The following is a 25,255-nucleotide window of genomic DNA, read 5'->3' as shown; positions in this document are numbered from 1 at the left end:
GTCAATGTCAACAGGAATCTTCAGGAGCTCACGGGGGAGCAGTAGTGGCCAAGGTAGACAAGAAGGAAGTCCGGCGTCAGGAAATAGTGGCCGCTGCCCAGGCTGTAGCTGCGCGCGACGGCGCTGAAGGGGCCACCCTGCGCGCCATCGCCGCCGAAGCCGGCATGGCCGCGAACGCCGTGCTCTACTATTTCGGCAGCCATGCCGAGATTATCGCTGCTGCCGTGCGGGCTTCCTCCGGCAGGTTTCTCGAAAAGCTCGCCGAATCCGTTCACCCTGATATGAGCCCGACGGCGCGCCTCGCCGCCGTCATCAGCGCCGGCACTACTGCCGGACTGGACGACGACGTGTCCCGGATCCTCTACGAGTACTGGCCTCACATGCTCCGCGACGCCGAGCAGCGCCGCATCCAGGATGACCTCACCAGTGCCCAGGAACGCATCTATCGCGACATCATCGACGCCGGAACCCGCTCCGGCGAGTTCTCTCCCCTTCTGGACCCGGCCAAGATCGCCCGGACCCTGGTTGCCCAGGAAGATGGGCTGGTGATGGATGTGCTGGCAGGGAGCGCCGGCAGCGAGTACGTGCTGGATCTGATGGGGAGCCTTGCGGCTGCCCTTCTGGGCCTGCCGACTGGGGTGCTGCTGGAACACATGGGCGCCCGGTCAGCAGCGGCCACGTAACGGCGAAAGGTGCTTCCGGCGTTAGGCTGCTGCCATGGAGAAGTCATTCGATATTGAACTGGTCAATCAGAACGAGTACCTGGTGCGCTGGGCCTCGGAGGGCCAAACCGGGGAATCCCTGGTCCACACCAACCCGGAGTTCCTTGCCGAGGCTGGTCTGGGCGGCTTCGACGAGCATCTCGTTGTTGAAGAAACCACGTCGTACCTGGCAGAGCACCAGCCTGTGATCGACTTCCCCCAAACAGTGGACCTCGAAGAGATCGCCGCCGCCTATGCGGACTACGCTGAGCAGCTGAAGGCGCGGCTGGAAGCACGGTAGCCGGCGGGTCTATGCCCGCCCGTTAAGGCCAGAGGGCGATCGCGAGGACGCCGACCCCCAGGAGAAGATAGAGCACCGCTGCAGCAACCGATCGTTGGGTGGTGCCCGTGGCGAATCGGTCGTAGACCTTTTGAAGTCTTTCGCGGACCTTGTCGCCGTGAGCGATGCCGAGGGCAAGCAGGATCAGGCATGGCACGCAATAGATGATCGCGTATCCGGCGAGGACAAGCAGGCCCGTTCCCGTGGATGTATCTGCATCCACCATCCGTTCAATGGCAATGAAGTAGGGGAATGCGTTGGGAAGATCGGCGCCGGTGACCAGTACACCGAACGGAAATGCTGTGCCTATCCCGAACCAGGATGGCAAGCCGATGCCCTTGCGAGGGCGATCCTTGAGGCGCCGGTAGCCGGTGATGAACAGTGTTACGGCAGCCACCAGGAAGACGATTCTCCGGAGCCAGACAAGCCCGTCACTGACGGTGTCCGCTGCTGCTCCGGCGCCGAGGAAGATCACTGCACCAAGAATGAACACGGTGCTCAAGGCGCCCACGACAAACGACAATGCCGAGGTCACCGGGTGCTTGCGGACCGTGAGCAGGATGAGGGTTATGGTCACGATTGTCGCCGGATTGAGGCTGTCCGCCAGGCCGAGGCCAAGGATCGCCCACAGCAGGCCGGCGGTCATTCGGCGTTCCTTCGTGGCTCCAGCCACGCCATGATGCTCTCAACGGGGGGAAGTGCTTCCCGCGTCAGGGAGTTCATCACCATGCCATCTCCAAGGAGTCGAACGATCGACGCTGCCACAGGGTCTCCGAGCTCGGCTGCCAGGAGTTGCTCCCAGCGCTTTGATGCCTCCGCTGAAAGGCTCAACAGCCCGTCTGCGTTCTCTCCCAGGTCCGTGAAGGACACGAGTAGCGCCCTGTAGAGATCCGCGTCATCTTGTGACATCGAGATGCGCAGCCACGTCTCAACCACGTTCCCCCTGGTGACGGCCGCGTTGAGGGCCTCATCCAAGGACTCAATGGCCTGGGCTGCCAAGCCTTCGAGCAATGCGGCCCTGGTTCTGAAGTGATGCGTAAAGCCACCTTTGGACACCTTCGCCGCGGCTGCCACGGCATCCATGGACGGTATGGATCCGGTGCTGATGGCGAGCTGACGGGCTGTGGCGAGAATCTGTTCCCTCATGGACATGAGAAAACAATAGCAGACCGACTGGTCGGTCTGTCACAGTTTTCAAGAGCAGCCCCGAGCCGAACTGCTTCCGGCTATTGATTTTGCGTTAAATCAATGGAAATCTAAAGAACAGCCCCTGAGGGGCAGGCCGAACTACTACGACGATGGAGCCCCCGTATGTCCTATTGCCATCCCGCACGGCACTTGCGTCCGCGGTGGGTCCGGACGGGTCCGTCCCGCCCGCCACTCAATACCCGGGCCGACGCATGAATGAGCTGCGCGGGCCCGTCGTCGTTATTGCCATGAGCCGCGAGGCATTCGCCCAGCAGTTTGACGGGACCCACCTTGACCGCGTGCGGAGGTGTGCTGACCTGTCCCAGCCGGAACTCGTTGAAGACCTGCACAACCCGGTTCACCACGAGCGGTTGGCGAAGGCAGAGCTGCTCCTGACGTCATGGGGTACTCCGTCTCTCACGGACGACATTCTCGACCGCATGCCCCGGCTGAAGGCCGTGTTCCACTGTGCCGGCACGGTCAAACACCTCGTCGGAGACTCGTTTTGGGCCAGGGGCATCCAGTTGACCAACGCCGCCGACGCAAATGCCATTCCCGTTGCAGAATTTACTTTCGCGTCCATAGTCCTCGCGGGAAAAAAGGCACAGTTCTACTCCCGCGAGGCGGTTGCCAGCAGGCCACCCCTCGGTGTGAACCACCCGCGGCATCCCTTCGGTACGGTGAGCAATTATCAGCAGAGCATTGGCATCATTGGTTTCTCGAGGATAGGCCGGCGGGTAGTCGAGCAGGTGTCGCGTCTGCACCGCTCCACTTGCTGGGTTGCTGACCCCTACGCGTCCCGCGAGGCAGTTGAACTGGCTGGCGGACAATTGTGCCCTCTGCAAGAGATGCTTCCAAAAGTCTCCATTCTCTCGATCCATGCTCCGGCCCTGGAAGAGACCCGCCACATGATCGGGGCAAAAGAGCTGGCAATGCTCCCGGATCACGCCACCCTCATCAACACCGCCCGAGGCAGCCTCGTTGATACGGCGGCTCTTGAGGCTGAATGTGCCAGTGGTCGACTCAACGCCGTTCTTGATGTCACCGATCCTGAGCCACTCCCTTCCTCCAGCGTGATGTGGGGGTTGCAGAACGTTTCCATCACCCCGCACATTGCCGGGTCACTGGGAACGGAGACGTTTCGGATGACGGACCAAGCCCTTCAGGAGATGGAGCGCTTTGTTTCTGGGCTGGCCCTGGCAAGTCCCATCACTGTTTCTGATTTGGAGTACCAAGCATGACCACCAATGAACCGGACACTCTTCGCCTCAAACTGGCAGCCCTGGGAGAGGACCGCGCTCTTTCCCCTTACACGGGGTGGAACCGGCAACACCTAGCGGTACTCGCCGATGAACTGCTGATGGCAGTGCGACCTTATGCCAATGCCACGCACTCCCACATACTGATCCCGGCCCGGGATGGGCGCGGGATCAGTCCCATCGACGGGCTCGAGGGTTTTGCCAGGAGCTTCATGCTGGCAGCGTTCCGGCTTGTGGGAGAAAAAGGCAACGATCCTTTAGGCCTCATCCCTTGGTACTCCCAAGGCCTGGCAGCGGGAGTGGATCCGAACAACCCTCAACGATGGCCACTGCCGAACGAACAACCGCAAGCCAAGGTGGAGGCCGCGGCGCTGGTGGTTGGCCTCCATCTGACGAGGAAGTGGTTGTGGGACCGCCTCGAAGAGACGGATCAGCGCAACGTAGTGGACTACCTTGCCTGCGTGATAGGTACTGTTGGGCCAAACACCAACTGGGTGTGGTTCCGGCTCGTCGTCGAACAGTTCCTCGCCACGGTTGGCGGGCCTTACTCTGCCGAGGAAATCCGCGAGGATTTGCAGGCGCATGAGTCATTCGTCAGGGAAGGCGGATGGTATGCCGATGGCATCACGCGCGCTTACGACTACTACAACTCCTGGGCACTGCAGCTGTATCCATTCCTGTGGCTGGACATGCTCGACGCCGACGACCCCAACCGCGACCGGTTCCACGAATACAAGGATCGGTTCGACCAGTTCCTGGGCGATGCTGCCCGTCTGGTTGGCGGCGACGGCGCGCCCTTGGCACAAGGGCGGAGCCTTATCTACCGCTTCGCAGCAGCGGCACCGTTCTGGACCGGAGCCATGGTTGGTACAGACCTCATGTCCCTCGGACAATTGCGGCGCGCCGCTATGGGCACTGTGAAGCACTTTGTTGATCAAGGAGCTCCTGACGAACGCGGGCTACTGACGCTGGGGTGGTTTGACGAGTGGCCGGAGCTGGCCCAGGACTACTCGGGAACCGGCTCTCCGTACTGGGCAGCGAAGGGCCTGCTGGGTCTGATTTTTCCGGAAGATCACCCTGTCTGGGCCGCTACGGAGGAACCCTTGCCGATCGAGAGGCAAGGGGGAGTGGACTGGATCCAGGCGCCGGGTTGGCTGCTCAGTTCAACACCACAAGATGGCATAGTGCGCGTCTACAACCACGGTTCGGATCACGCGCTCCCCGGAAACGAACTTTCAGATGTGGATGTCTACGCACATTTGGCCTATTCGACGGCGACGTTCCCCTTAATCTCGAAGGTGGGTGATCCCCTGCCTGACTCGTCAGTGGTCGTAGTTGACCCCAACGGTCACTCGAGTCACCGCTCAGGGTTCGAGCTCATCAGCGGCGGAACACAAAATGAAACTGCTTTTGCGTTCTCTCGGTGGAAGACCCGCTGGATAGACGTAGCTGAGGGCCAGAAGGACTACGGCAACGGATTCGTCGGCGTCAACACCTACGGTCCCGCGCTGACAGTCGGCTCCATCATCCGCGGCGAGTGGGAGGTGCGCCTGATCCTGATTGAGCCGGGCGCCGACACCTTTGTCCCTGTCAGTGTGGTGGTGACCGGCTGGCCCGTGACGGGTCAAGTGGAGATCGACGCAGAGCAAGCAACCGCTGCCAGTGGCGCCATCCGAAGCAGGATAGTGGGGCTCGCTGGTTTACCGGAAACCGGCGTTCAACGCAGCCCTGATTCCACTCCGTTGCCAGGCGAAACCGGTACGCCCTGGGTCGCTGTTGATGCCGCAGGGGCGGGCCGATGGCTCATTGCCGCCAGCGAGCTTAGCGGTGCCGCTCCAACGGCTCCGCCCTTGGTGCGCACCGAGGGCGATCACGTCATGATCGAATGGCCTGACGGTTATGCGAGCCTTACCAGGCTGCCGGAACATGCCAGGCTCTGAGAAGCCGGGGACATGAACGGCTTCAGGCCTGCGTCTCCGCTGACAAGGAGAAGCGGTAGATTTACTACATGGTGACTTTGCAGACGGTGGCGGAGCGTGCAGGGGTCTCGGCTGCTGTTGTCTCCGCAGCGGTTTCCGGTAGTAAATCCGTCCGGATGAGCCCCAGCACGCGCAAACGGGTAGAGGAAGCGATCCGTGAATTGGGGTATGTCACCAATCACGCAGCCAAGGCCCTGAAAACGTCCCGGACCGGGCTGGTGGCAACCATTACGCCCAATCTTTCGAACCCGGTGTTCGACGAGGCGTTGCGCGGTGTGCAGGATGCTGCTGACGCCAATCGGGGGCCATCCTCCTCTCTGATTCGGACAGGGTTTCCCCCGGCAGCAACCTCTTGAGCCGGCTGGTGGGTACCGGCATGGTGGACGGCTTCCTGGTCCGTTTCCTTACGGCAGCGGAAGAGAACATCAGTATCTTTCAGCAACGAAACGTTCCGTGCGTCGTTCTGAACGGTCCCACCGACGGCGTCAACGTATGCGTGTGGGTGGACGACTACCGCGGAATCTTCGTTGGGACCACTCATCTCCTGAAACTTGGGCATCGGCGCATAGCGATGCTGGGAGGACCCCCCACGCCTTTCACTGAAGATACCCGAGGCGCCGGGTTCCGTGACGCGTTCTCGGCCCGGGATCTTACGCCGCCCCCTGCCGACGCAGTTGTCCGTGGCTACGACCCCACGGCCATACGCTCCACGGTTTCGCAGCTCATGCAGTCTTCAGAGCCTCCCACTGCCATCATCATCGACAACATCGTGGCCGCCCGCGGGCTGATCGCAGCGGTGGCAGATTTGGGCCTGCGCCTGCCGGATGATCTTTCCGTTGTCGCGTACCACGACATCCCGCAAGCGGATTACTACCGGCCGGCGCTGACCACCATCAAGATGCCGCTGTATGAGGCTGGAGTGAAGGGTTATGAGGTTCTCCAGCGCATGATTGCGGGCGAAAAGGTCAAGAGCCACATCGTTCGGCGACCAGCTCCAAAGATCATCGATCGCGGTTCCACGGCAGCGATCTAGCCGTCCCTGTTACGCCTCCCGCCGGTGAGTGGGATCACAATAATTCCCCCCAGTTTTGGATTTCCTATTGATTTTGCGATTAATCAATGCGAGAGTTGCTCTGCCGGATGTTTCGGCACCTTAAGCCCTAGCAAACAACGGAGTTTTTGATGGATGCCAACCTTGCGTCTCCTCCACGCCGGCGTCGAGTGCTTCTTGCCTCAACGTGGCGAACATTTAACATCGGGGGTGTCGCCTCTATACCTGGCATCGACCAGAAGATCACAGGCGTCGCTTCCTCGGCATTCCTCGCCGCAAGGTCAGGAGTGCAGTCATGACGGTGATTGCGCGTAAAGCTGCGGACTCCGAGGCCCCGGAAAAGAAGGACCAAGCTCCCAAGGCACCCAAAGCGAGCCTGGGGTCGCGGTTCAAGAAGGACAAGGTTCTTCTGCTCCTGGCGGTGCCGGGAATCCTGGCTCTGCTGGTTTTCCAGTACATTCCACTCCTGATGAACGTCATCGCGTTTCAGGACTTCCAGCCGTTCCTGGGAATTACGTCCAGCCCATTTGTTGGCTTCGACAACTTCCGGGTCATCTTCAACGGCGATCCAGCCTTCCTGTCAGCCTTGAGTAACACCCTGATCTTGACCCTGATCCAGGTTGTCTTTGTCTTCCCGCTTCCCATCGCGCTGGCGCTGTTGCTCAACAGCTTCATGAGCGAGAAGTGGAAGCAGACCATCCAGTCGATTCTGTACCTGCCCCACTTCCTGTCATGGGTGATTGTGGTCGCACTGTTCCAGCAAATGCTGGGCAACGCCGGACTGGTGAACACGTGGCTGCGGCAGGCGGACATGTCCACCTTCCAGATCATCGGTGTACCGGAGCTCTTTCACGCGCTCCTGACATCCCAGATCATCTGGAAAGACACCGGTTGGTCAACCATCATCTTCCTTGCCGCGATTTCCAAGGTGGACGCTTCCCTTTACGAAGCCGCGGCCATTGACAGGGCACCAGCTTGGCGCAGGATGTGGCACATCACCCTGCCGGCTATCCGGCCCGTCATTGTCCTTCTGCTGATTCTCCGGCTCGGAGACTCCCTGACCGTGGGGTTCGAGCAGATCATCCTTCAACAAGTGGCCGTGGGAACACAGGTCAGTGAAGTGCTCGATACCTACGTGTACAACAACGGCATCATCGGCGGAAACTGGGGCGTTGCCGCCGCCGTCGGACTCGTGAAGGGCATCGTCAGCGTGGCTCTGGTACTGGGAGCGAACAAAATAGCCCACCTCTTCGGCGAAAGGGGAGTGTACTCCAAATGAGCCTTCTTGAAAGCAAAACCGAGTATCGAGCCAGGAAAGCCACCAAGGCGAAGGCAAACTCCCGACCCGCCTGGATGGGGAAACCCAGCCCGCTGTTCCTGGTCTTCCGCGCACTCGTTCTTGTGATCGCCTGCTCCGCCGTTCTGGTGCCGTTCGTCGCCGTATTCATGACGAGCTTGGCAGGACAGGACGAAATTACGGCCAGTGGCGGGTTCGTCCTCTGGACTTCCTCGCCGTCGTTTGAGGCATACCAGGCGGTCCTGGCCGGTGGCGTTGTTACCCGCGCCATGTTCGTCAGCATCGGCGTCACCGTGATCGGCACCCTCCTGAGCCTGCTGACCACCATCGCGTTGGCTTATGGATTGTCCCGTCCGGGGTCGCTCGCGCATAAGCCCCTGCTGCTCGCTACGTTGTTCACACTGCTGTTCAGCCCCGGCATCATCCCCATGTACCTGATCGTTCAGCAGCTCGGGCTCATCGATAACCTCGCCGCCCTGGTGCTGCCGGTTCTGATCAACGCCTTCAACGTGATCATCATGAGGGCCTTCTTCCTGGACATCCCGGCAGAGCTCATTGAAAGCGCCAGGATCGACGGTGCAGGTGACTTCAGAATCCTTGTCTCAATCGTCCTGCCGATGTCCAAAGCCGCCATTGCCGTCGTCGGCCTCTTTTACGCAGTCAGCTACTGGAATGCCTTCTTCTCCGCACTGCTCTACTTGAACTCCCCGGATCTTTGGCCCATGCAATTGGTCCTTCGCACCTTCGTGGTCAACCAAACACCCATGGGAACTGAAGACCTCAGTGCAGGAGCGGACGCTCTTCCACCGCAGCTTTCCATCCAGATGGCAATCCTGGTGCTATCCATGATCCCCATCCTCGTGCTCTACCCGTTCATTCAGAAACACTTCGCAAAGGGCCTCATGGTCGGAGCGGTCAAGGGCTAAGCCCCCCGTCTGCACCATCACCTGGTTCACATCAACGTCGTTAGGAACCCGTCATGTCCATGGAATTTTCACGCCGAAATCTCCTCAAAGCCAGCAGCCTGGCCGTTGCTGTAGGTTTCGTCGGTAGCTCAATCAGCGCCTGCAGCTCAGGCCCCTCCGGAAGCACATCCGGCGGCAACACCGTCAAGCTCCCTACCTTCAAAGAGTTCGCCGGCGTGAAGCCTGACTTGGTCAGCGCCAAGGACGGCATGCCTGGCTTCCTCAAGTACCCGGCCAAGCCGGTGGCATCAGTTGCGAAAGCTCCATTGTCGGGCGGAAGCGTTACTGCACTGACCTACAGCTTCGATCCTGTAGCGCCGGGGGTGGATGCCAACCCGCTATGGCAGGCTGTCAACGAGAGTCTGGGCGGAAAGCTCGACATCGTCTACACCCCCTACGCCGACTACGGGCAGAAGTTTGCTACCACCATTGCCGGCGGCTCTTTGCCGGACCTTGTTGCAGTACGGCAGCCAGTCCAGCAGTTGCCTGCCCTCCTCCAATCCAAATTCGTGGACCTGACCGACCACCTTTCCGGTGACGCCGTGCTGGACTACCCCAACCTTGCGGGGCTTCCCACGGTTTCTTGGGGCGAATCAGTAGTCAACAACCGTATTTGGGGTGTCCCCATGCCCCGCCCGGCCATCGGCGCCGCCGTCATCGTCCGCCAAGACATCTTTGACAAGTACTCAGTGACAACGGCCCCGAAAAACTTCGACGAATTTAAGGAAGTTCTTGTCGGCCTGACCAACGATCGGGAAAGCCGCTGGGCCCTGGGCGACTTCGTGGGAGCCTTCGACTTCATCCGAAGCACCCACGGCGTTCCCGGCCCATGGATGGAAAAGGACGGGAAGCTCACCTCCGAGTACGAGCTTCCCGAGTACGAACAGTCACTTGCCCAGACACGCGAACTGGTTGAACTGGGCGTCATGCACCCCAACATGGTGGGTTCCTCCAACACGCAGCGCAACGACTGGTTCCTCAACGGAGCTGCTCCGATCGCCGCCATTGGCTTCACCGGCTGGTCGAAGTGGACCCAATGGGGCCAGGCCGTCCCCGGTTTCAAGTTCACAGGTATGCTCCCCTTCAGCAACGACGGCAAGGTCAAGCCTGCTCACATGAGTGCCGCCGTCGCACCGCACTTCACGGCGATCACCAAGGCAGACGACGCCCGGGTCAAGGAACTCCTGCGGCTGCTGGACTGGTTGGCAGCTCCCTTCGGCAGTGCCGAATACACTCTGCGGAACTACGGGGTGGAAGGTAAAACATTCGCTCTCGAAGGAACCAACCCCGTGGTCAACAGTGCAGGCCAGAACCAGAGGCTTGTTCCGTTCAAGTACGTCACCGACGCCTCGCAGGTGATTTTCCAGCCCTTGGATGAAGGAGACGCCAAGCGTCAGTTCGAGTACCAGGAGCAAGCCCTCGGCATGATCACGCCTGATCCACTGGCAGGTCTCTACTCGGAAACCGAAGCGGCCAAGTCCTCACAGCTCACGTCCAAGGCGGCAGAGGCCCGGGCCGATATCATCCTCGGCCGGAAGCCTGTCAGCAGTTGGAAGGACTTCGTCACCACGTGGAAAGCCGACGGCGGCGACAAGATCCGCGACGAGTTTCAAAAGGGAATTGAGGAGCTGAAAGCTTAGGCGCCCACCCCGATTCCAAGGTGCCCCGCAGCCATAGCTACGGGGCACCTCTTTAGACCCCGTTCCTCGGAACAGGCCCCGGATCCGCTATGCGGGCGAAGACCGTGGAGAAGAGTTAGAAGCAGTGTTCCCTCAATGAGATAGGAAGACATGACTCACGCAAATGCGCAATGTGGCAATTCAGGTAACCCTTTCAGCGCTCCCGCCCGGCGGGATGTCTTGCGGTTGATGGGGATAGGCGCCGCGGTGGGTGCTGTTGGTTTCAGTGTTGGCCAGGGTGGCCTCGGTGCAGGGGCCGCGGTGGCCTCGTCCGGGCGGAAACTGTACGTCCGTGCGGACGCCGGTACGGGCCCGGGCCAGGACGGCAGCAGCCCCGAGAAGGCTTTCAATACTTTGCAGGCGGCCTCGAACGTCACCGAGCCGGGCGACACGGTCCTGATCATGAACGGCACCTACACCGATGACGGCACCCCGGGTAACCAGGGAACACTGATCATCACCCGCTCGGGGACGGCCGGGCAGCCCATCACCTACACCGCGTTCCCCCACCACGCCCCGGTGATCACGGTGACCCGGAACTCCTGGACCGGGATCAGGATCACCAGCGCCAGCTACATCACCATCGAGAACCTGACCCTGAGCGGGCTCAGCGCCGGACTGAAGTACGAGGACGCCTACGAACTGCGTCTCAAAGCCACCCCCACCTACAACGCGAACGGCATCGCCATCCAACCCGCCGCTGGGAACGCCGGCGGAGCCGGCTCCCACCACATCACGGTGCGCAACAACGTTGTTCATCACTGGCCTGGTGGCGGCATCGCAGCAACAAAAGCGGACTACCTCACCGTGCACGGGAACATCGTGCATTCCAACGCCTGGTACTCCATCTTCGCCAACAGCGGCATCTCCACCCTGGTCCCGTTCAACTTCGACTCCAGCACCGGGTACAAACACATCTTCACGAACAACCTCGTCTATAACAACCAGTCCTTCATCCCCTGGCGGCAGTACGGAAAGATCTCCGACGGCAACGGCATCATCGTCGACTCCACCCTGGGCACCGGAGCCGGCGGCACCCGGTACAAAGGCCGGACATTGGTAGCGAACAACATCGTGCTTAACAACGGCGGATCAGGGATCCACGCCTACAAAGCCAACGGCGTGGACATCATCAACAACACCGGCTACCTCAACTCCGTCAGCCCCGCCCTGGACTACGGAAATATCGGTGCCTGGGTCAGCGAGGACTGCAACGTCCTGAACAACATCTCCTACGTCCGGGCCGGTAAATCCACCAACTCCACTTACAAGAACACCAACGTCCTCTATGACTACAACATCTACTACAACGGCACCGCACCCGCAGTCACGGGTCCGAATGACCTCATCACAGATCCGTTGCTCGTCAGCCCCGCGTTGAACCCTTACGAAGCAGACTTCAGACTCCAAGAGGGGTCACCGGCCATCGCCAGCGGTACCAAAAACCTGGCACCCAAGGACGACTTCACCGGCAAAACCCGCCCACCAGGACTCACCCTGGACCGCGGCGCCTACAAATACCGCAACCCCCACAAGGGCTACTAGAGGCTTCACATGATGGCGAAAGGCCCTGCGGATGTACACCGCAGGGCCTTTCGACGTGTGACTATTCTCCGAGACGTACCAGCGTTTCGATGCCCCGGGTTTTGAGGTAGTCGTGGTCGAGGGCGTTCTCTTCAAGGACGATCGCCGGCTTCTTGCCTTCGTCTATGAGCGCGAAGAAGGTATCTGCGAAGTCCAGTCCGGGCGTGCGCCCTTGAGGAAGTACCACGGCAATGGTGCGCTCGGCACGGGCGGAAAGCTTGCCCTGCCTCACTTCCTCCATAATGGCCTTCAACCGTTGACCGGTGGGTTTGAGCTGGTTGTCTGTGGTGAAGAGTCCGAGGTCGTACTCGAGTTCCACGAAGGCTCCCAGTCCGCGGTCGATGTCATGTGAGCACCACCAGGTAACGCCCCACAGGCCATCAACGGAAAGTGCCGAGAGCGCTGCCTTTTCTGCGAAGTCGTCGTGCTCAAGGTCCTGGGCCCATTCCGTGGCGATGCCGAATTCCTGCAGCCAGACCTGGCGGGTGGGCTCCTGGGAGTACGCCTTGGCCAGTTCAAGCATGTATTCGGTGAGGTGAAGAGTGCCGGTTCCGAACTCCCCGTAACGCTCCAAGGCGCCGGTGAAGAAGATCCAGGCATGGATCGGGGTGGCAGAGCCCGTCCCGGCCAGAACGCCGCGGCTAAAAGGGTGCTCGGACAGCCACGGGACATGGTCCATGCCGACTGTGTGGAACTTTCCAGGAGCCACGTCTTCACAATGGGACAGCATCTCCTTGGCCCACCCGTCCGCTTCTGCCCGGTTGGTGATGTTCCTGGTCTCCGAGATGAGAACTGACGGTTCGTTGGCAACGTCAAAACCAAGGAAGCGGGGGTGAGTGCCTACCCTCTCAGCGATAGCAGTGAAGAGCAGCTTTTCTGCAGCAACTACTGCCTGGTCGCTAAAGATGCTTGCCTGTTCCGGGATCCAGGCAGGCCGGAAATCGAACCCGCTCAACCAGCCGTTGAGTACGGTGACGATCACATCCAAACCGACGCGGTCCGCGATGTCCAGGAGCTGTTCCAGCCGGGAAAGCATGGTGGGGCTGACCATGGCGGGATCGGGCTGAAACAGCGTCCACAGGCAGTGGATTCGGACGTGGTCACAGCCAAGATCGGCAATGGCTTGCAGATCCTCGGCGATCTCTGTGTCGTTCCACTCCAACCATGAGTACCACCAGTTTTTGCTCGGTACGTAATTTACTCCGAAGCGGGTCATCATCTTCTTTCGCGGGGTAGGTGCCCGGAGAGTTCCGGGGAAAGTAGGGGACTGGCGGTCCCACCACTGATGCTAGCCCTTGATTTTGCGTTAAATCAATGCCAACCTAGAACGTACACACCCCTCGCCGTTGAATATTGGAGAACCATGCCGGCCCACAGTTCGTCATTTCCAAACACGCTGGAAGCAGCTCTTGATGCGGACGGAACGCAGTTGCCGCACAGCGCTTCCGCCCGGGCTCCTCACCTGATCCTGAGGTCCGGGTGGCAAATCGAAAACATAGGCGACGTCGCGCACACTCCCGGGGCACTTGCTTTATTGGAACAATATCTGCCCGAGGTCGACGTAACTTTCTGGCCCTTCTATTCCGTATTGCCTCAATTCGAAGTCGACATGCTGATGGAGCGATTCCCCCGCTTGAACATCGTCCAAGGAACCTTGGATGAGCGAGGCGTCGGTTCCACTCCCGAGCTGGATGCAGCAATGGCGTCTGCCGACTTCATGCTGCACAATTCCGGCCCGTTCGGACTCGCCTGGAAGGACCTGGTGGCTTTCCAGGAACGGACCGGCAACCCCTTCGGCTTCTACGGCATCACTTATGGTCACTGGCTCTTTGGCAATGCAGAAAAGGAAGCACTCAGCAAGGCGGAGTTCGTGTACTTCAGGGATTCTGTCTCCTTGGAAAGGGCGCTCCAGGACGGCGTCAGCGCCCCGGTCATGGAATGGTCGCCGGACGTGGTATTTGCACTGGATATTGCCGACGACGAGGCTGCCGAGCGCCTGATGGCAAAGTATGACCTGGTGGAGGGAAACTTCATGTGCTGTTTCCCAAAGCAGCGCTTCACGCCCAGCTGGCTTCATAAAGCGAAGAACCGTCCCTTTGATTCCCGCCTTCACCAGCGCAACGAAGAGATGAAGGAACACGACCACATCCCGTTGCGTGAGGCGATTACCGCCGTCGTGCGTGAGACGGGCATGAAAGTCCTGATCTGTAATGAGGATGAGACAGAGATGCCCATAGGCAAGACGTGGGTGCTGGACCATCTCCCCGAGGATGTGAAAGAAAATGTGGTCTGGCTGGACCGCACGTGGTTGCTGGAGGAAGCAGTAGGAGTCTACAAGCGGTCGGCCGGGCTTTTCAGCAATGAGATGCACAGTCCCATCATGGCGATTGCCAATGGTGTGCCGGCAATAGTGAATCGCTGGGTTGAGCAGAGCAGCAAAGGCCGCATGTGGGAGGACATCGGACTCGATGAGTGGCTGTTCAACTTCGACGACGACAAGGACGTTGCGCGCTTCCCCGATGTGGTCCTGGAAATGGCAAAGGATCCGGAGAAGGCGAAGCTAAAGGCCGTTGCTGCGAGGGACCTGGCACGCCGCCGGTTTGAGCAGACCATTGCTGTCGTCAGCCAACGCAGCGGGCTGAAGTCCTAGTTTTTGCTCCTGCCGAAAGGCAGAGCAAGGCGGTTGCCGAACCTGCTGGGGCCAATGAAGCCTCAGGGACGGCAACCGCCGAGGTCTTTCCAGCCCCACGCTAAGGTGGACCTCCGGAAATCGGGGATGTCCACCTTTTCTCCTTCGTGCAATGCAGAATCGTGAGCCGCCACGCCTGCGGCGCACCAGTCTGCCGCAGTAAATTCGTCGATTCGGGATTTCCGGCCTTCAGCGATGCTGGTGATGAACTCGTGAACCAGGTGAGGGTGCGAACCCCCGTGATGGGACGGCACATCGATGGCAGGCAGTGAAGGATGCGGGCTGAATACGGCAGGACGACTGAACATCCTGACCTCCTCCGGAAGGTGAGCCACCCGGTCAGGTGGGTGGACGACGTCGAACTCCACGCGCCTGAACCGTTCGCGGGCTTCCTCGGCCTCCGGATACATGGTGAAGACGTGCAGTCCGTCTTCTTCCTCGACGGGCGGCCACTCCACACTCATTGTGTCTCCATAGACGCTGAAGCCTTCCTGGGCTGTCCGCGCTACGTTGAAGCACCCTTGGGTGACTTCCATTTTGACGTTGGAATCTTCCAAGGTGAAGACGGCCGTCTCCAAAGGGAAAGGGTTGCCGTGGTCACCGAGTTGATGGTCCCTGAGCGTGCCGGAACCGAAAGCGCGGACGCTTTCTGCACGGGAATTCTGCAAGGCAAGAAGCGGACTGATGACGTGGGTGGCGTACTTCATGGGCGGGAACGCCCGCCAGTACTGCGGCATGGTGGTCCGGTCGCGTATATGAGCGCCCCTCAGAAACGTGACATCTCCCAATTGCCCCGAACGCAGCAATTCCTGAACGTAGAAGAACTCGCGTTGGTAAACAGCGGTCTCCATCATCATGTAGTTCTTGCCGCTGGACCGGGCGGCCTGGATGACCTGGCCGATCTCTTCAAAGGTCAGGCCCATCGGTACAGCGGAAGCCACGTGCCTTCCGCTTCGGAGCACCTCTACAGCCTGGCTGGCGTGCAAGGTGACGGGGGTGAGGAGGTGGACCGCGTCGAAGCGGTCGCTTTCCAGTACTTCGTTCAGGGACGTGAAAGTATCCTCAACTCCGTACCTGCGGGCAACGGACGCGAGCTTTTCCACATCAGGATCGCAGATGCCCACTCGGTCGATTCCCGGGTGGCTCGCGTAAACAGGGATGAAGTCCAACCCGAAGCCCAAACCGACAATGACGACGTCCATGGTGCCATCGCGCGTCTTCTTCACTCGCCTACCGTATCTCTTTGGGAGGAAGAGAAACTGATCACAAAAATGGCCTCCTCGGTGCCTACGTTCACAGCGTTGTGGATGGCTCCTGAGGGAATGGAGATGGTGTCCCCGGCCTCAAGATCTACGTAGGTGTCGTTGACCCGGTGCTTGATCCGGCCCTGCAGCACGTGGAGTACTTCGTCGCAATTGGGGTGATAGTGCGGAGGATTCTGTTGGTGCGGGTGGATGTAGCACCTGCCCACGGTCATGGTCTCCGAATTGCCGAGCTTGTCCGAAACCATCCATTGAAGCCGGCCCCAGCTGTGCTCTTCAATCAGGACATCCGCTTTTCGGGTAATGCCTCCCTGTGACATTTCCTTCTCCGTTTCATGGTGTCGTGCGGTCTTGGTAGTGCGGGTTGGTCGATTCACGCAGAATCAGCTTCGGTACTGCAACGGAATTTCCCGGTGCCGGTTCGCCCTGCATGAGCGCTTCAAGAAGCCGAAATGCTCTGGAGCCCAAATCATCAAAGTCCTGACGGACCGTACTCAGCGACGGAGCCCAAAACTCTGCCAGGGGCTGATCGTCGAACCCCATGACGGACACATCGCCGGGCACCGTGATCTGGTTGTCGGCGAATGCCCGCATCACAGCCATGGCAATGTCATCGTTGGAACAGAAGACAGCGGTCACGTCCTTGGCGGTGGCAAGTCCTTGGCCCGCGCGGTAGGCGGTCCGCGGTTCCCAATCGCAGTGGGCTATTGCGGGCACGGGAGCCCCGGCTTCTTCCAGCGCGGACCGCCATCCCTCGGTCCGCCCCAGGGGCCGTCCCATGGTTGGTTGGGATACGTGATGCACTGTCCTATGCCCCAGCGACAACAGGTACTCCGTCACTTGTTTGCCTGCCGTAAACTCGTCGAGCATTGCATGGGGGACTTGTGCCTCCGACCGGTTTCCCCCGCTGACTGCCACGACCGGGATGGCAGGTCTCAGGACGCGCAGCACGGCATGGCCGGGTTCATCAAACTCGAGGACTATGACCCCGGCGACGTTTTCTGCCAGGACCAGATCCACCGCTACAGACACGTCGGATTCTTCCGCGGATTCCACCACGGAGACGATCGAGGAGAAACCTCGTTGGCGTGCCGCGACCTCAATGCCTTGGATGGTTCGTGCCCAGCCGTAACGTGACGAGTTCCCCGCGAGAATCGCAATCATGGATCGACTCCCCAGTGCCAGGGCACGGGCAGCACTGTTGGGCCTGTATCCGAGCTCCTTTACAGCCTCTGACACCCGCTCCTTGAGGCGGTCGCTGACCGGCGTGCTGCCGCTGAGAACCCGCGAGACCGTGGGAACGGAGACGCCGGCTACGCGTGCAACGTCCCGGATCTTGGGGGCGTTTCCAGGGGTGGGACGGGACATGACTTATCCGGCCGGTGCGGGGTGGAGTTCGAAGCTTGGAATGTGGACCGTTTCTCCGCCATTCATCGCAGACTGGTGCGCTGCAACCCCTGCAGCCGTCCAGTTGGCTGCCACCACGGCGTTGATGGAGGAGGGCCGCTGTTCAACGATGCTGGTGACGAACTCGTGCACCAAATGGGGGTGGGATCCGCCGTGGCCGCTGCCCTGGATGAACGATGAGTGCGAGCCGTCCGAGTAGACGCTGTCCTGCGTGTAGCGGGCTATGGATAACGGCAGAAGGTCTGTTCTTTCCGGCGCTTCGATTCTCAGGGACTCTATGGTCCTTCCGCGCCGGCCGTTCGCCTCCTTTAGCATGTAGTGCACCGGCGGCTCTCCTTCGATCTGGGGCCATTCGAATCCGTAGTTCTCCCCGTAGATGGAGAAAGCCTCGGTGTATGAGCGGGCGGCTTGGAACAGGGTCCGGGACACTTCGATGGAGACGTTGGTTCCCTCGAGTTCGAAGATCGCCGTTTGGGCAGGGTACGGGTTGCCGTAGTGGGTTTGCCTGTTGGCGGGCAGTTGACCTGAACCCAGGCAGCGGACGGTGGTTGCCCTGGTATCCAGCAATCGAAGTAACGGTGAGATTGCGTGGGTCATGTACCAGTGGGGAGGAAGGCCTTCCCAGTAGCTGGGCCAGCCCTCCATGTCCTGGTAGTGCACGCCTTTGCCGAAGGTGATGTGTCCGAAGGCGCCGGCTTGGAACAGCTCTTGGCAGTGGAGGAACTCGCGGGTGTAAACCGCTGTCTCCATCATCATGTAGTTCTTTCCGGATTCCCGCTCCCACCGGACGATTTCGCTCATTTCTTCGAGGGAAATGGCCATGGGAACAGTGCTCGCGCAGTGCTTGCCGCTTTTGAGGACGGCGATGCTTTGCTCGCCGTGGTCCGGGAGGGCAGTCACGAGGTGGACTGCATCGATGTGCGGCTGAGCCAGAACGTCTTCGAGACTTAGGTAGCGCTCCTCGATTCCGAGCTCATCGCCTACCCGGTTGAGAACTTCCTCGTCACCGTCACAGACCACCACTCGCTGAACGTCCGGATGATCGCGGTAGATCGGCGCGAATTCAGCACCAAATCCCAATCCGACGACTGCCACTACAGGGCGACGATCATTTTCGACCGTGATTGGTTCCACAGTTGTTTCCTTCGGTTCAGGGTGGGCTCGGTGTCCATGAAACCGCTTATCACAACCACAGGCAAGCCTTGCCGTCTTTTTTTGATAAGCGGTTTCATACGAGCAGGAATGCTTGCTTGTCGAGGCCTCCACCCTTATAGTTCACACCAAAAACTATTTGAGGATCAGGACGCTTCCCCGGCGCTTCGAGTCAGGAGCGAACGCATAACGGCGAACGCCTCATCGGGTGCCCTGCGCTGTACGGCCGCGGCTACGTCCGCATGGAGCTGCAGCGCGATGGGGTGAGGATGCCCGGGACCTAGTCCGCGGGCATGCCAACCTTCCAGGAATTCGCTGATGATGGCTTCGAGCTGGGCAAACATTGGGTTGCCTGACGCGGCGAGGATGAGTGCGTGGAACTGGAGATCGAGCTCGTGGAAGGCACCGTGGTTGTTCTCCTCGCTCGCTGCCCACATCCTGCCGGCTATTCCCACCAACTCGGCGGCTTGGCTGGCGGACGCCTGCAGGGCTGCCAGTCGTGCAGCTTCAGGCTCAATAGCGAGACGGAGGCCGATCAGGGCATCCAGCTGTGCTTGACGCTCCGGCGACTGCATGCGCCAGCGGATGACCCTGGGTTCGAACTGATTCCACTGGCTGGACTCGAGCACCATGATGCCAACCCTGCGTTTGGAAACGAGGAGTTGCATGGACTCAAGGACCCGGACGGTTTCCCTGACAACTGATCTTGAGACGCCGTGGGTGCGTTCGAGTTCCTCCAGGGTCAACGTGCTCCCCGGCGCCCGTTCTCCGGAGCAGATCTCCATTCCGAGCCGGTCGAGCAGTTGATTGTGCAGTCCCGGCGCCGTGCGCGGGTGTTGGTTCATGCGATGCTCGACGACGACGCTGGGGTCGCGCTGTCACTGGCCGTTGCTGTGGTGGTCGCGGCTGCCAAAGCCTCGTAGGCCTTCGCTGGGATTTGGGTCGCCAGCTTACCGCCGCTGACGTCGATCAATGTTCCGGTGATGTACCGGGAAGCGTCGCTGGCCAGGAATAAGAGAAGATCCGCAACTTCTGCGGCTTCTCCCCACTTCCGCAATGTGAGCGTGTTGAGCAGGCGGTCTTGTGCCTCTTTCGGCATCTCCGTAAAGCCGTTCATGCCGGTGGGGATCATTCCCGGAGCGTAGGCATTGACCGTCACGTTCCAGGGTCCAAGTTCTCCTGCGAGTACCTTGGTGAACTGCACGACGGCGGCCTTGGAAGCCGCGTAGGCGGCACTGCCGACGCTGGGAATGATTGCAGCGAAAGAAGCCGCGTTGATTACCCGGCCATGGTTGCTTTCCTTGAGGTAGGGAATAGCTGCTTTGCATACGCGGGCGACGCCGGTGACGTTGACATCGAAACACCGCTGCCAAGCGGAATCTTCGAGCTCCTCAACGGTGCCCTCAACATTGATGCCTGCATTGTTAATGAGGATGTCGATGACCCCGAAATGATCCGCGACCGCCGTAACTGCTGCGCGCACAGACTCCTGGTTGGTGACATCGCAGGAAAGCCCGATCGCTTCGGCGCCGCCCGCCCGGAGTTCTTCCGCCAGATTTTCGACGCCGTCGTGAAAGACATCCAGGGCTGCCACCTTGGCGCCATGGCGGGCAAACGTCTCTGCGATGACGCGTCCGATCCCGCCTGCCGCACCGGTCACGATCACCACGCGGCCCCGGAGGCCCCACTGTATTGCTTGATCAATAGTCATACGATTAGATTACACTGAGATCAAAGATCATACTATTGATGCGGAGTAAGTTATGGGCGCTCAAAAGGTCCTTTGGGTCATCGGAGGCGGCAGCGGCATGGGCCGGGCTGCAGCGCAGGCTGCAGCGGAAGCGGGATGGTGCGTAGCAGTTACTGGCCGGCGCCCGGACGCCGTTGCAGAGACAGTAGGCCATATCGTCGAAGACGGCGGTGACGGCCTCGAAGCGCCGGCGGATGCCAACGAACCGGGTTCCCTGGAGCAGGCCCACTCAAGGATCGTTGCGCAGTGGGGTCCGGTGACCGCCGTCGTTCTTGCTGCCGGCCTCAACACTCCAGCTCGAACTTGGGCCGATCAGACGATGGAAGACTTCGCAGCCATCGTCGAGACGAACCTCATCAGCGTGGCCCGGGCAATCGATCTGGTCCTTCCCGGGATGAGGCGCGCAGGAGAGGGCAATATTGTCGTCGTTTCTTCCCGGGCTGCCTGGCGGTTCTCGCCTGGTTCGGGGGTGGCCTACATGACGAGCAAGACCGGCCTGTCGGCGCTGGTGGCGTCCCTCAATGACCAAGAGGGAGTCAATGGCGTCAAGGCCTGCCATCTCTGCCCCGGCGACGTCGACACTGACTTCCTGTCCATGAGACCGGAGGTGCCGGACGAGAATCAGCGCGCCAGGATGCTCAGCGCCGCGGATATTGCCCGCTCCGTTCAATTCATCCTTGATAGCCCACGCCACGTCCGGATCGACGAGTTGGCCCTGAGTCCCATAGGTCAGAAGTAAGCAGAAGAAGCCCGTCGCGCTTGCAAGGCCGGCACCCACCATAGGGCGCCGGCCTTGCAATTGACTACGGGCTCATTGACTACTTGGTCAAGGGAGCCAGTGAGGGATTGGCTGCATAGGCCTCTGCCGCGTCCTCCTTTGTTACGATGACGGGCTCCAGAAGATAAGACTCGAGTACCTTGGCACCATTGTTGTAGGACTTGGTGTCATTGAGCTCCGGGGCCTCGCCCTTCTGCAGGGACTGGGTCATTTTGATGACCTGGGCCACCAAGAGGCGTGTGTCCTTGTATATGGTGGAGTACTGCTCTCCGGCCATGATGGACTTCACGGATTCAGCCTCGGAGTCTTGTCCTGTAACCACCGGAATCGGCTTGCCTGCGGCCTTGACTGAGGTAAGGATGGCACGGGCCAGCGTGTCATTGGGGGACAGGACGCCGTCGAGCTCTTTTGAACCGTAGGTGCCGGTGAGCAGCGAGTCCATGCGGCTTTGGGCGTTCTCGGCCTTCCAGCCCGCCGTTGAGGTCTGCTTGATGTCTTTCTGACCGGACCCGACGACGATCGTCCCGTCTGCGATGAGCGGTGTCAGAACGCTCATCGCGCCGTCGAAGAAGACGGCGGAGTTGGCGTCGTCGGGAGAACCCGAGAACAACTCGATGGTGTACGGGCCTGAGGGCTTCTTGGCCTTCAAAGCCTCCATCAGTGACTCGGCCTGAAGCTGGCCGACCTTCTTGGCGTCGAAGCCAACGTAGTAGTCCACGTCCAGGGTGTTGGTAATGATGCGGTCATAGGCGATGACCTTGGCGCCGGCGTCGCGGGCCGCCTTGAGTTGGGTGGCGAGCTGACCGGCGTCGGCGGCTCCGACAACAATAACCTTGGCACCTTTGGTGACCATGGCATTGATTTGGTCCTGTTGGTCTTTGACGGTGGTGCTGGCCCCGGCGTACTGGACATCACCTTTGAACCCTGCGTCTTTAAGCCCGTTAGAGAACAGGTCACCGGCCAGGACCCAGTTCTCCGAGGTCTTCGAGGGCAATGCCACACCAATGGTGGAATCGGCTGCAAAGCCGGATGCCGCTGAAGCGTTACCTGCCTCGGTTCGGCTGCTGCTGCCTCCGCAACCGGTGAGGGCCAGAACAGAAGCTGCTGCAAGTGCGGTGGTCGCGAGAAGAGCTTTTCTTATCGTCATTGATTCATTTCTTTCTCTGGGGATTGCTAAGGCGTTTGCCATGTTGGGGGACATTTGTTTGGGTGGTTCGGGGAAAGGGACCCGGCTGAAAGTCAGCGGTTCTGTTCGCCGGCCGGAACCGGGCGCGGCGCATCTTCGGCGATGGTTGCCTCGGGTGCAGGGACCTTCTTTGCGGAGAGCAGGTCCCGAGGCTTCTTGCGCTTTTTGGTGAAGAAGCCGATCACTGAGGGACGGCCCTGGGTCTTGTTCCAGACGTCCAGTCCCACGGCCACCAGGAGCACGATGCCCTTGATGACCTGCACGCGGTCTGCGCCGACGCCGAGCAGCTGGAGTCCGTTGTTCAGCACGGCCATGATCAAACCGCCGATGATGGAACCGGCAACGGTTCCGATCCCGCCTGCAACTGCCGCTCCGCCGATGAAGACTGCGGCGATGGCGTCCAGTTCCCAACCGAGGCCATCCTGGGGCCCGGAGGCTGCGGACCTGGCTACGAAAATCATGCCGGCGAGCCCGGCAAGAACAGACATGTTCATCATCACCAGGAAGTCGATGTGACGGGACTTGACGCCGGAGAGTTCGGCAGCGTGCTTGTTCCCCCCCACTGCGTAGATGTGGCGGCCGGTGATGGTGTCTTTGGCGATGAACGAGTAGAACAGGACCAGCACGCCCAAAATGACGCCGGAGATGGGAAAGCTGGTGCCTACACGGCCGCCGGCGAACAGGATGGTGGCGTAGAGGACCACGCCGGCCAGGACGATCACCTTCACGGCGCTGACCCACAGTGGAGCTTCGGCTGAGCCCATGGCCGCCTGCTTCTTGCGGGTGCGCCATTCGGCTACCACTACTGCCACTGCCAGCACCGCACCCAGCAGCAGTGTCAGGTTGTTATAGCCGGTGTCCGGGCCAATTTCCGGAAAGTACCCTGCTCCGATGAAGGTGAATCCACCAGGGACCGGTACCGTGTTGGCATTGCCAATCATCTGGTTGCCGCCGCGGAAAATCAACATGCCTGCGAGGGTCACAATGAAGGCCGGCACTCCCACGTAAGCCACCCACCAGCCCTGCCAGGCACCTATGAGTGCTGCTACTACGAGTCCTAGGACGAAGGCCATTGGCCAGGGCAGGCTCCACTGCTGCATTGCGGTCGCGACTACGATGCCGGTGAAAGCAGCTACAGAGCCGACTGAAAGGTCGATGTGCCCGGCGATGATGACCAGAACCATGCCGATGGCAAGGATCAAGATGTACGAATACTGGCTCACAAGGTTGATCAGGTTTCCTGATGAAAGGGTGAGGCCATCCGTGAGGATTTGAAACAGGACAACGATGGCGATGAGGCTGAACAGGATGCCGAACTGCCGGACGTTGGACTGCCCGGATCCGAACACCTTGGTGATGTCCTTCAGGGAACTACGTGATGCGGGGGCGCTGGTTTGCGTGCTCATATCGTTGTGACTTTCTTCCTCATTGAAGTCATGCTCTTCATTAGGGTTTCCGGTTCGGCTTCCGCGGCCGGAATGCAGTTGGTGATGGAACCTTCGAACAGGGTGTAGATCCTGTCTGAAACACCCAGAAGTTCTGGCAGTTCGGAGGAGATCATGATGACGGCCTTGCCTTGATCGGCAAGGTCGCGGATGATCGCGTAGATCTCGGCTTTGGCCCCCACGTCGATTCCGCGTGTTGGTTCGTCCAAAATCAGTACGTCGGGGTCACTGAACATCCATTTGGCCAGGACAACCTTTTGTTGGTTGCCACCGGATAGCTTTCCAACGCCTTGGTGAACGGTGGGAGCCTTGATACGCAGGCTCTTCCGGTATTCCTCGGCAACTTTAAATTCGTCAACGTCACTGACAACCGGGCCCCGGGAGATCTTGCCGAGTTTGGCTGAGACGACCGAGCGTTTGATGTCATCGAGCAGGTTCAGCCCAAGTGCTTTGCGGTCTTCACTGACGTAGGCCAGACCATGGCTGATGGCCTCGCTGACAGTTCGTAGCTGTATTTCCTTACCGTCCTTGATCACCTGCCCGGAAATGAAGTTCCCGTAAGACCGGCCAAAGAGGCTCATCGCGAGCTCGGTGCGGCCAGCACCCATGAGCCCGGCGAATCCCACCACCTCGCCGCGCCTCACAGTGAAGCTGGAACCCTTCACTACCAGTCGTTCCGGCACTTGGGGGTGCTGCACCGTCCAATTCCGCACCTCGAAAAGCACCTTGCCAATCTTGGGGTGCCGGTCCGGGAAACGGTTCTCGAGTGTCCGCCCCACCATGCCCCGGATGATGCGGTCCTCATTGACCCCGTCAGCCTTCACATCCAGGGTCTCGATCGCCTTGCCGTCCCGGATGATGGTGATGGAGTCGGCGATCTGTTCGATTTCATTGAGCTTGTGGGAAATGATGATGGAGCTGACGCCCTTGCTTTTCAGGCCCAGGATGAGGTCAAGAAGGTGTTGGGAGTCCGTTTCATTCAAGGCGGCTGTGGGCTCGTCCAGAATGAGGAGCTTGACCGACTTGTTCAGGGCTTTGGCGATCTCCACGAGCTGTTGCTTACCTACGCCGAGGTGCTTGACCTGGGTATCGGGGTTGTCCGAGAGGCCCACGCGGGCGAGGAGTTCAACGGAGCGCTTTCTGGCCTCGATCCAGTCGATCCGCCGTCCTCTCAAAGGCTCGTTGCCGAGGAAAATGTTCTCGGTGATGGACATTTCCGGGATGAGCGCCAACTCCTGGTGAATGATGACGATCCCGGCATGCTCGCTGGAACGGATGTCCTTGAAACGGCACTCCTCGTTCCGGAACACAATCTCGCCCGTGTAAGACCCGTAGGGGTAAACGCCCGACAACACCTTCATCAGGGTGGACTTGCCGGCACCGTTCTCTCCGCAAATTGCGTGAATCTCATCGGCGCCCACTGTGAGGGAAACGCCGTCGAGAGCCTTCACCCCGGGGAATTCTTTGGTGATGGAGCGCATCTCAAGGATGGCCGAGTGAGCCGATGTCATGCTTGCCACCCCAGCGACAAGACACAGGGGTA

General features: G+C 60.1%; 24 protein-coding genes. 12 read left to right on the top strand and 12 right to left on the bottom strand.

The window, feature by feature from the left end; translation table 11 throughout:
* The first annotated feature begins 44 nt into the window (after positions 1–44).
* Together CGK93_RS22260 and CGK93_RS22255 are read left to right on the top strand one after the other, a co-directional pair.
* On the top strand, positions 45–683 hold the full coding sequence (locus CGK93_RS22260; protein WP_089596778.1) for a TetR family transcriptional regulator: 639 nt from the start codon (positions 45–47) through the stop codon (positions 681–683).
* Positions 684–717: 34 nt separating this feature from the next.
* Positions 718–1,002: a hypothetical protein gene (locus CGK93_RS22255; protein ID WP_089596775.1), complete on the top strand. Its 285-nt coding sequence runs from the start codon at positions 718–720 to the stop codon at positions 1,000–1,002.
* A gap of 22 nt (positions 1,003–1,024) precedes the next feature.
* Here CGK93_RS22255 and CGK93_RS22250 read toward each other — a convergent pair whose 3' ends face one another.
* Positions 1,025–1,687 (bottom strand): GAP family protein, encoded by a 663-nt coding sequence (locus tag CGK93_RS22250; RefSeq protein WP_089596773.1) that lies wholly within the window; start codon positions 1,685–1,687, stop codon positions 1,025–1,027.
* Positions 1,684–2,193 carry a TetR/AcrR family transcriptional regulator gene (locus CGK93_RS22245; protein WP_089596770.1) on the bottom strand — a complete coding sequence of 170 codons (510 nt, stop codon included), beginning with the start codon at positions 2,191–2,193 and terminating at the stop codon, positions 1,684–1,686. The genes CGK93_RS22250 and CGK93_RS22245 overlap by 4 nt, the downstream gene beginning before the upstream one ends.
* Positions 2,194–2,441: 248 nt before the next feature.
* On the opposite strand from CGK93_RS22245, the gene CGK93_RS22240 reads away from it, so the two are divergent.
* The 8 genes from CGK93_RS22240 to CGK93_RS22205 all read left to right on the top strand — a co-directional run bounded on the left by CGK93_RS22240 (position 2,442) and on the right by CGK93_RS22205 (position 12,004).
* Complete coding sequence (locus tag CGK93_RS22240) at positions 2,442–3,470, top strand: hydroxyacid dehydrogenase (RefSeq protein ID WP_089597718.1); 1,029 nt, start codon at positions 2,442–2,444, stop codon at positions 3,468–3,470.
* The gene (locus CGK93_RS22235) at positions 3,467–5,428 is read left to right on the top strand and encodes a DUF2264 domain-containing protein (protein WP_089596768.1); all 1,962 of its coding nucleotides are present in this window, start codon (positions 3,467–3,469) and stop codon (positions 5,426–5,428) included. Before CGK93_RS22240 ends, CGK93_RS22235 begins: the two co-directional genes overlap by 4 nt.
* A gap of 68 nt (positions 5,429–5,496) precedes the next feature.
* On the top strand, positions 5,497–5,823 hold the full coding sequence (locus CGK93_RS22230; RefSeq protein ID WP_089596766.1) for a LacI family DNA-binding transcriptional regulator: 327 nt from the start codon (positions 5,497–5,499) through the stop codon (positions 5,821–5,823).
* Positions 5,824–5,831: 8 nt separating this feature from the next.
* Complete coding sequence (locus CGK93_RS22225) at positions 5,832–6,500, top strand: LacI family DNA-binding transcriptional regulator (protein WP_089596764.1); 669 nt, start codon at positions 5,832–5,834, stop codon at positions 6,498–6,500.
* A 313-nt stretch (positions 6,501–6,813) separates the two neighbouring features.
* On the top strand, positions 6,814–7,797 hold the full coding sequence (locus CGK93_RS22220) for an ABC transporter permease (protein WP_089596762.1): 984 nt from the start codon (positions 6,814–6,816) through the stop codon (positions 7,795–7,797).
* Entirely contained in the window at positions 7,794–8,741 is a 948-nt protein-coding gene (locus tag CGK93_RS22215; RefSeq protein ID WP_089596759.1) for a carbohydrate ABC transporter permease, read from the top strand. The genes CGK93_RS22220 and CGK93_RS22215 overlap by 4 nt, the downstream gene beginning before the upstream one ends.
* 53 nt (positions 8,742–8,794) lie before the next feature.
* Positions 8,795–10,420 carry an extracellular solute-binding protein gene (locus tag CGK93_RS22210; protein ID WP_089596756.1) on the top strand — a complete coding sequence of 542 codons (1,626 nt, stop codon included), beginning with the start codon at positions 8,795–8,797 and terminating at the stop codon, positions 10,418–10,420.
* A 150-nt stretch (positions 10,421–10,570) separates the two neighbouring features.
* Positions 10,571–12,004, top strand: a complete 1,434-nt coding sequence (locus tag CGK93_RS22205; RefSeq protein WP_089596753.1) for a choice-of-anchor Q domain-containing protein — start codon at positions 10,571–10,573, stop codon at positions 12,002–12,004.
* Positions 12,005–12,065: 61 nt separating this feature from the next.
* On the opposite strand, the gene CGK93_RS22200 is transcribed toward CGK93_RS22205, so the two are convergent.
* Positions 12,066–13,259 (bottom strand): glycoside hydrolase 5 family protein, encoded by a 1,194-nt coding sequence (locus CGK93_RS22200; protein ID WP_232481457.1) that lies wholly within the window; start codon positions 13,257–13,259, stop codon positions 12,066–12,068.
* Positions 13,260–13,328: 69 nt separating this feature from the next.
* On the opposite strand from CGK93_RS22200, the gene CGK93_RS22195 reads away from it, so the two are divergent.
* Positions 13,329–14,693: a polysaccharide pyruvyl transferase family protein gene (locus CGK93_RS22195; RefSeq protein WP_332460066.1), complete on the top strand. Its 1,365-nt coding sequence runs from the start codon at positions 13,329–13,331 to the stop codon at positions 14,691–14,693.
* 62 nt (positions 14,694–14,755) lie between these two features.
* On the opposite strand, the gene CGK93_RS22190 is transcribed toward CGK93_RS22195, so the two are convergent.
* The 6 genes from CGK93_RS22190 to CGK93_RS22165 form a co-directional block, all read right to left on the bottom strand.
* Positions 14,756–15,958: a Gfo/Idh/MocA family protein gene (locus CGK93_RS22190; RefSeq protein ID WP_089596746.1), complete on the bottom strand. Its 1,203-nt coding sequence runs from the start codon at positions 15,956–15,958 to the stop codon at positions 14,756–14,758.
* Entirely contained in the window at positions 15,955–16,314 is a 360-nt protein-coding gene (locus CGK93_RS22185; protein ID WP_089596744.1) for a cupin domain-containing protein, read from the bottom strand. Before CGK93_RS22185 ends, CGK93_RS22190 begins: the two co-directional genes overlap by 4 nt.
* Positions 16,315–16,327: 13 nt before the next feature.
* Positions 16,328–17,362, bottom strand: a complete 1,035-nt coding sequence (locus CGK93_RS22180; RefSeq protein WP_089596743.1) for a LacI family DNA-binding transcriptional regulator — start codon at positions 17,360–17,362, stop codon at positions 16,328–16,330.
* A gap of 3 nt (positions 17,363–17,365) precedes the next feature.
* On the bottom strand, positions 17,366–18,535 hold the full coding sequence (locus CGK93_RS22175) for a Gfo/Idh/MocA family protein (RefSeq protein WP_232481456.1): 1,170 nt from the start codon (positions 18,533–18,535) through the stop codon (positions 17,366–17,368).
* A 164-nt stretch (positions 18,536–18,699) separates the two neighbouring features.
* A complete protein-coding gene (locus tag CGK93_RS22170; RefSeq protein ID WP_089596741.1) occupies positions 18,700–19,398 on the bottom strand; it encodes a FadR/GntR family transcriptional regulator in 699 nt (232 codons plus the stop codon).
* On the bottom strand, positions 19,395–20,264 hold the full coding sequence (locus tag CGK93_RS22165) for an SDR family NAD(P)-dependent oxidoreductase (RefSeq protein WP_089596739.1): 870 nt from the start codon (positions 20,262–20,264) through the stop codon (positions 19,395–19,397). The genes CGK93_RS22170 and CGK93_RS22165 overlap by 4 nt, the downstream gene beginning before the upstream one ends.
* A 52-nt stretch (positions 20,265–20,316) precedes the next feature.
* On the opposite strand from CGK93_RS22165, the gene CGK93_RS22160 reads away from it, so the two are divergent.
* Entirely contained in the window at positions 20,317–21,042 is a 726-nt protein-coding gene (locus tag CGK93_RS22160; protein WP_089596737.1) for an SDR family oxidoreductase, read from the top strand.
* Positions 21,043–21,121: 79 nt separating this feature from the next.
* Here the strand turns inward: CGK93_RS22160 and CGK93_RS22155 are convergent, their stop codons facing one another.
* From CGK93_RS22155 to mmsA, 3 genes are all read right to left on the bottom strand, one after another.
* Positions 21,122–22,228, bottom strand: a complete 1,107-nt coding sequence (locus CGK93_RS22155; protein WP_198318296.1) for a substrate-binding domain-containing protein — start codon at positions 22,226–22,228, stop codon at positions 21,122–21,124.
* Between the two features lie 92 nt (positions 22,229–22,320).
* On the bottom strand, positions 22,321–23,673 hold the full coding sequence (gene mmsB / locus CGK93_RS22150; RefSeq protein ID WP_089596735.1) for a multiple monosaccharide ABC transporter permease: 1,353 nt from the start codon (positions 23,671–23,673) through the stop codon (positions 22,321–22,323).
* Positions 23,670–25,223, bottom strand: coding sequence for a multiple monosaccharide ABC transporter ATP-binding protein (gene mmsA / locus CGK93_RS22145; protein ID WP_089596733.1), 1,554 nt, complete (start codon positions 25,221–25,223; stop codon positions 23,670–23,672). Before mmsA ends, mmsB begins: the two co-directional genes overlap by 4 nt.
* Positions 25,224–25,255 lie beyond the last annotated feature (32 nt).

It is taken from the genome of Arthrobacter sp. YN, assembly GCF_002224285.1.
GTDB lineage: Bacteria > Actinomycetota > Actinomycetes > Actinomycetales > Micrococcaceae > Arthrobacter.
This window is presented reverse-complemented; position numbering and strand designations above follow the sequence as displayed.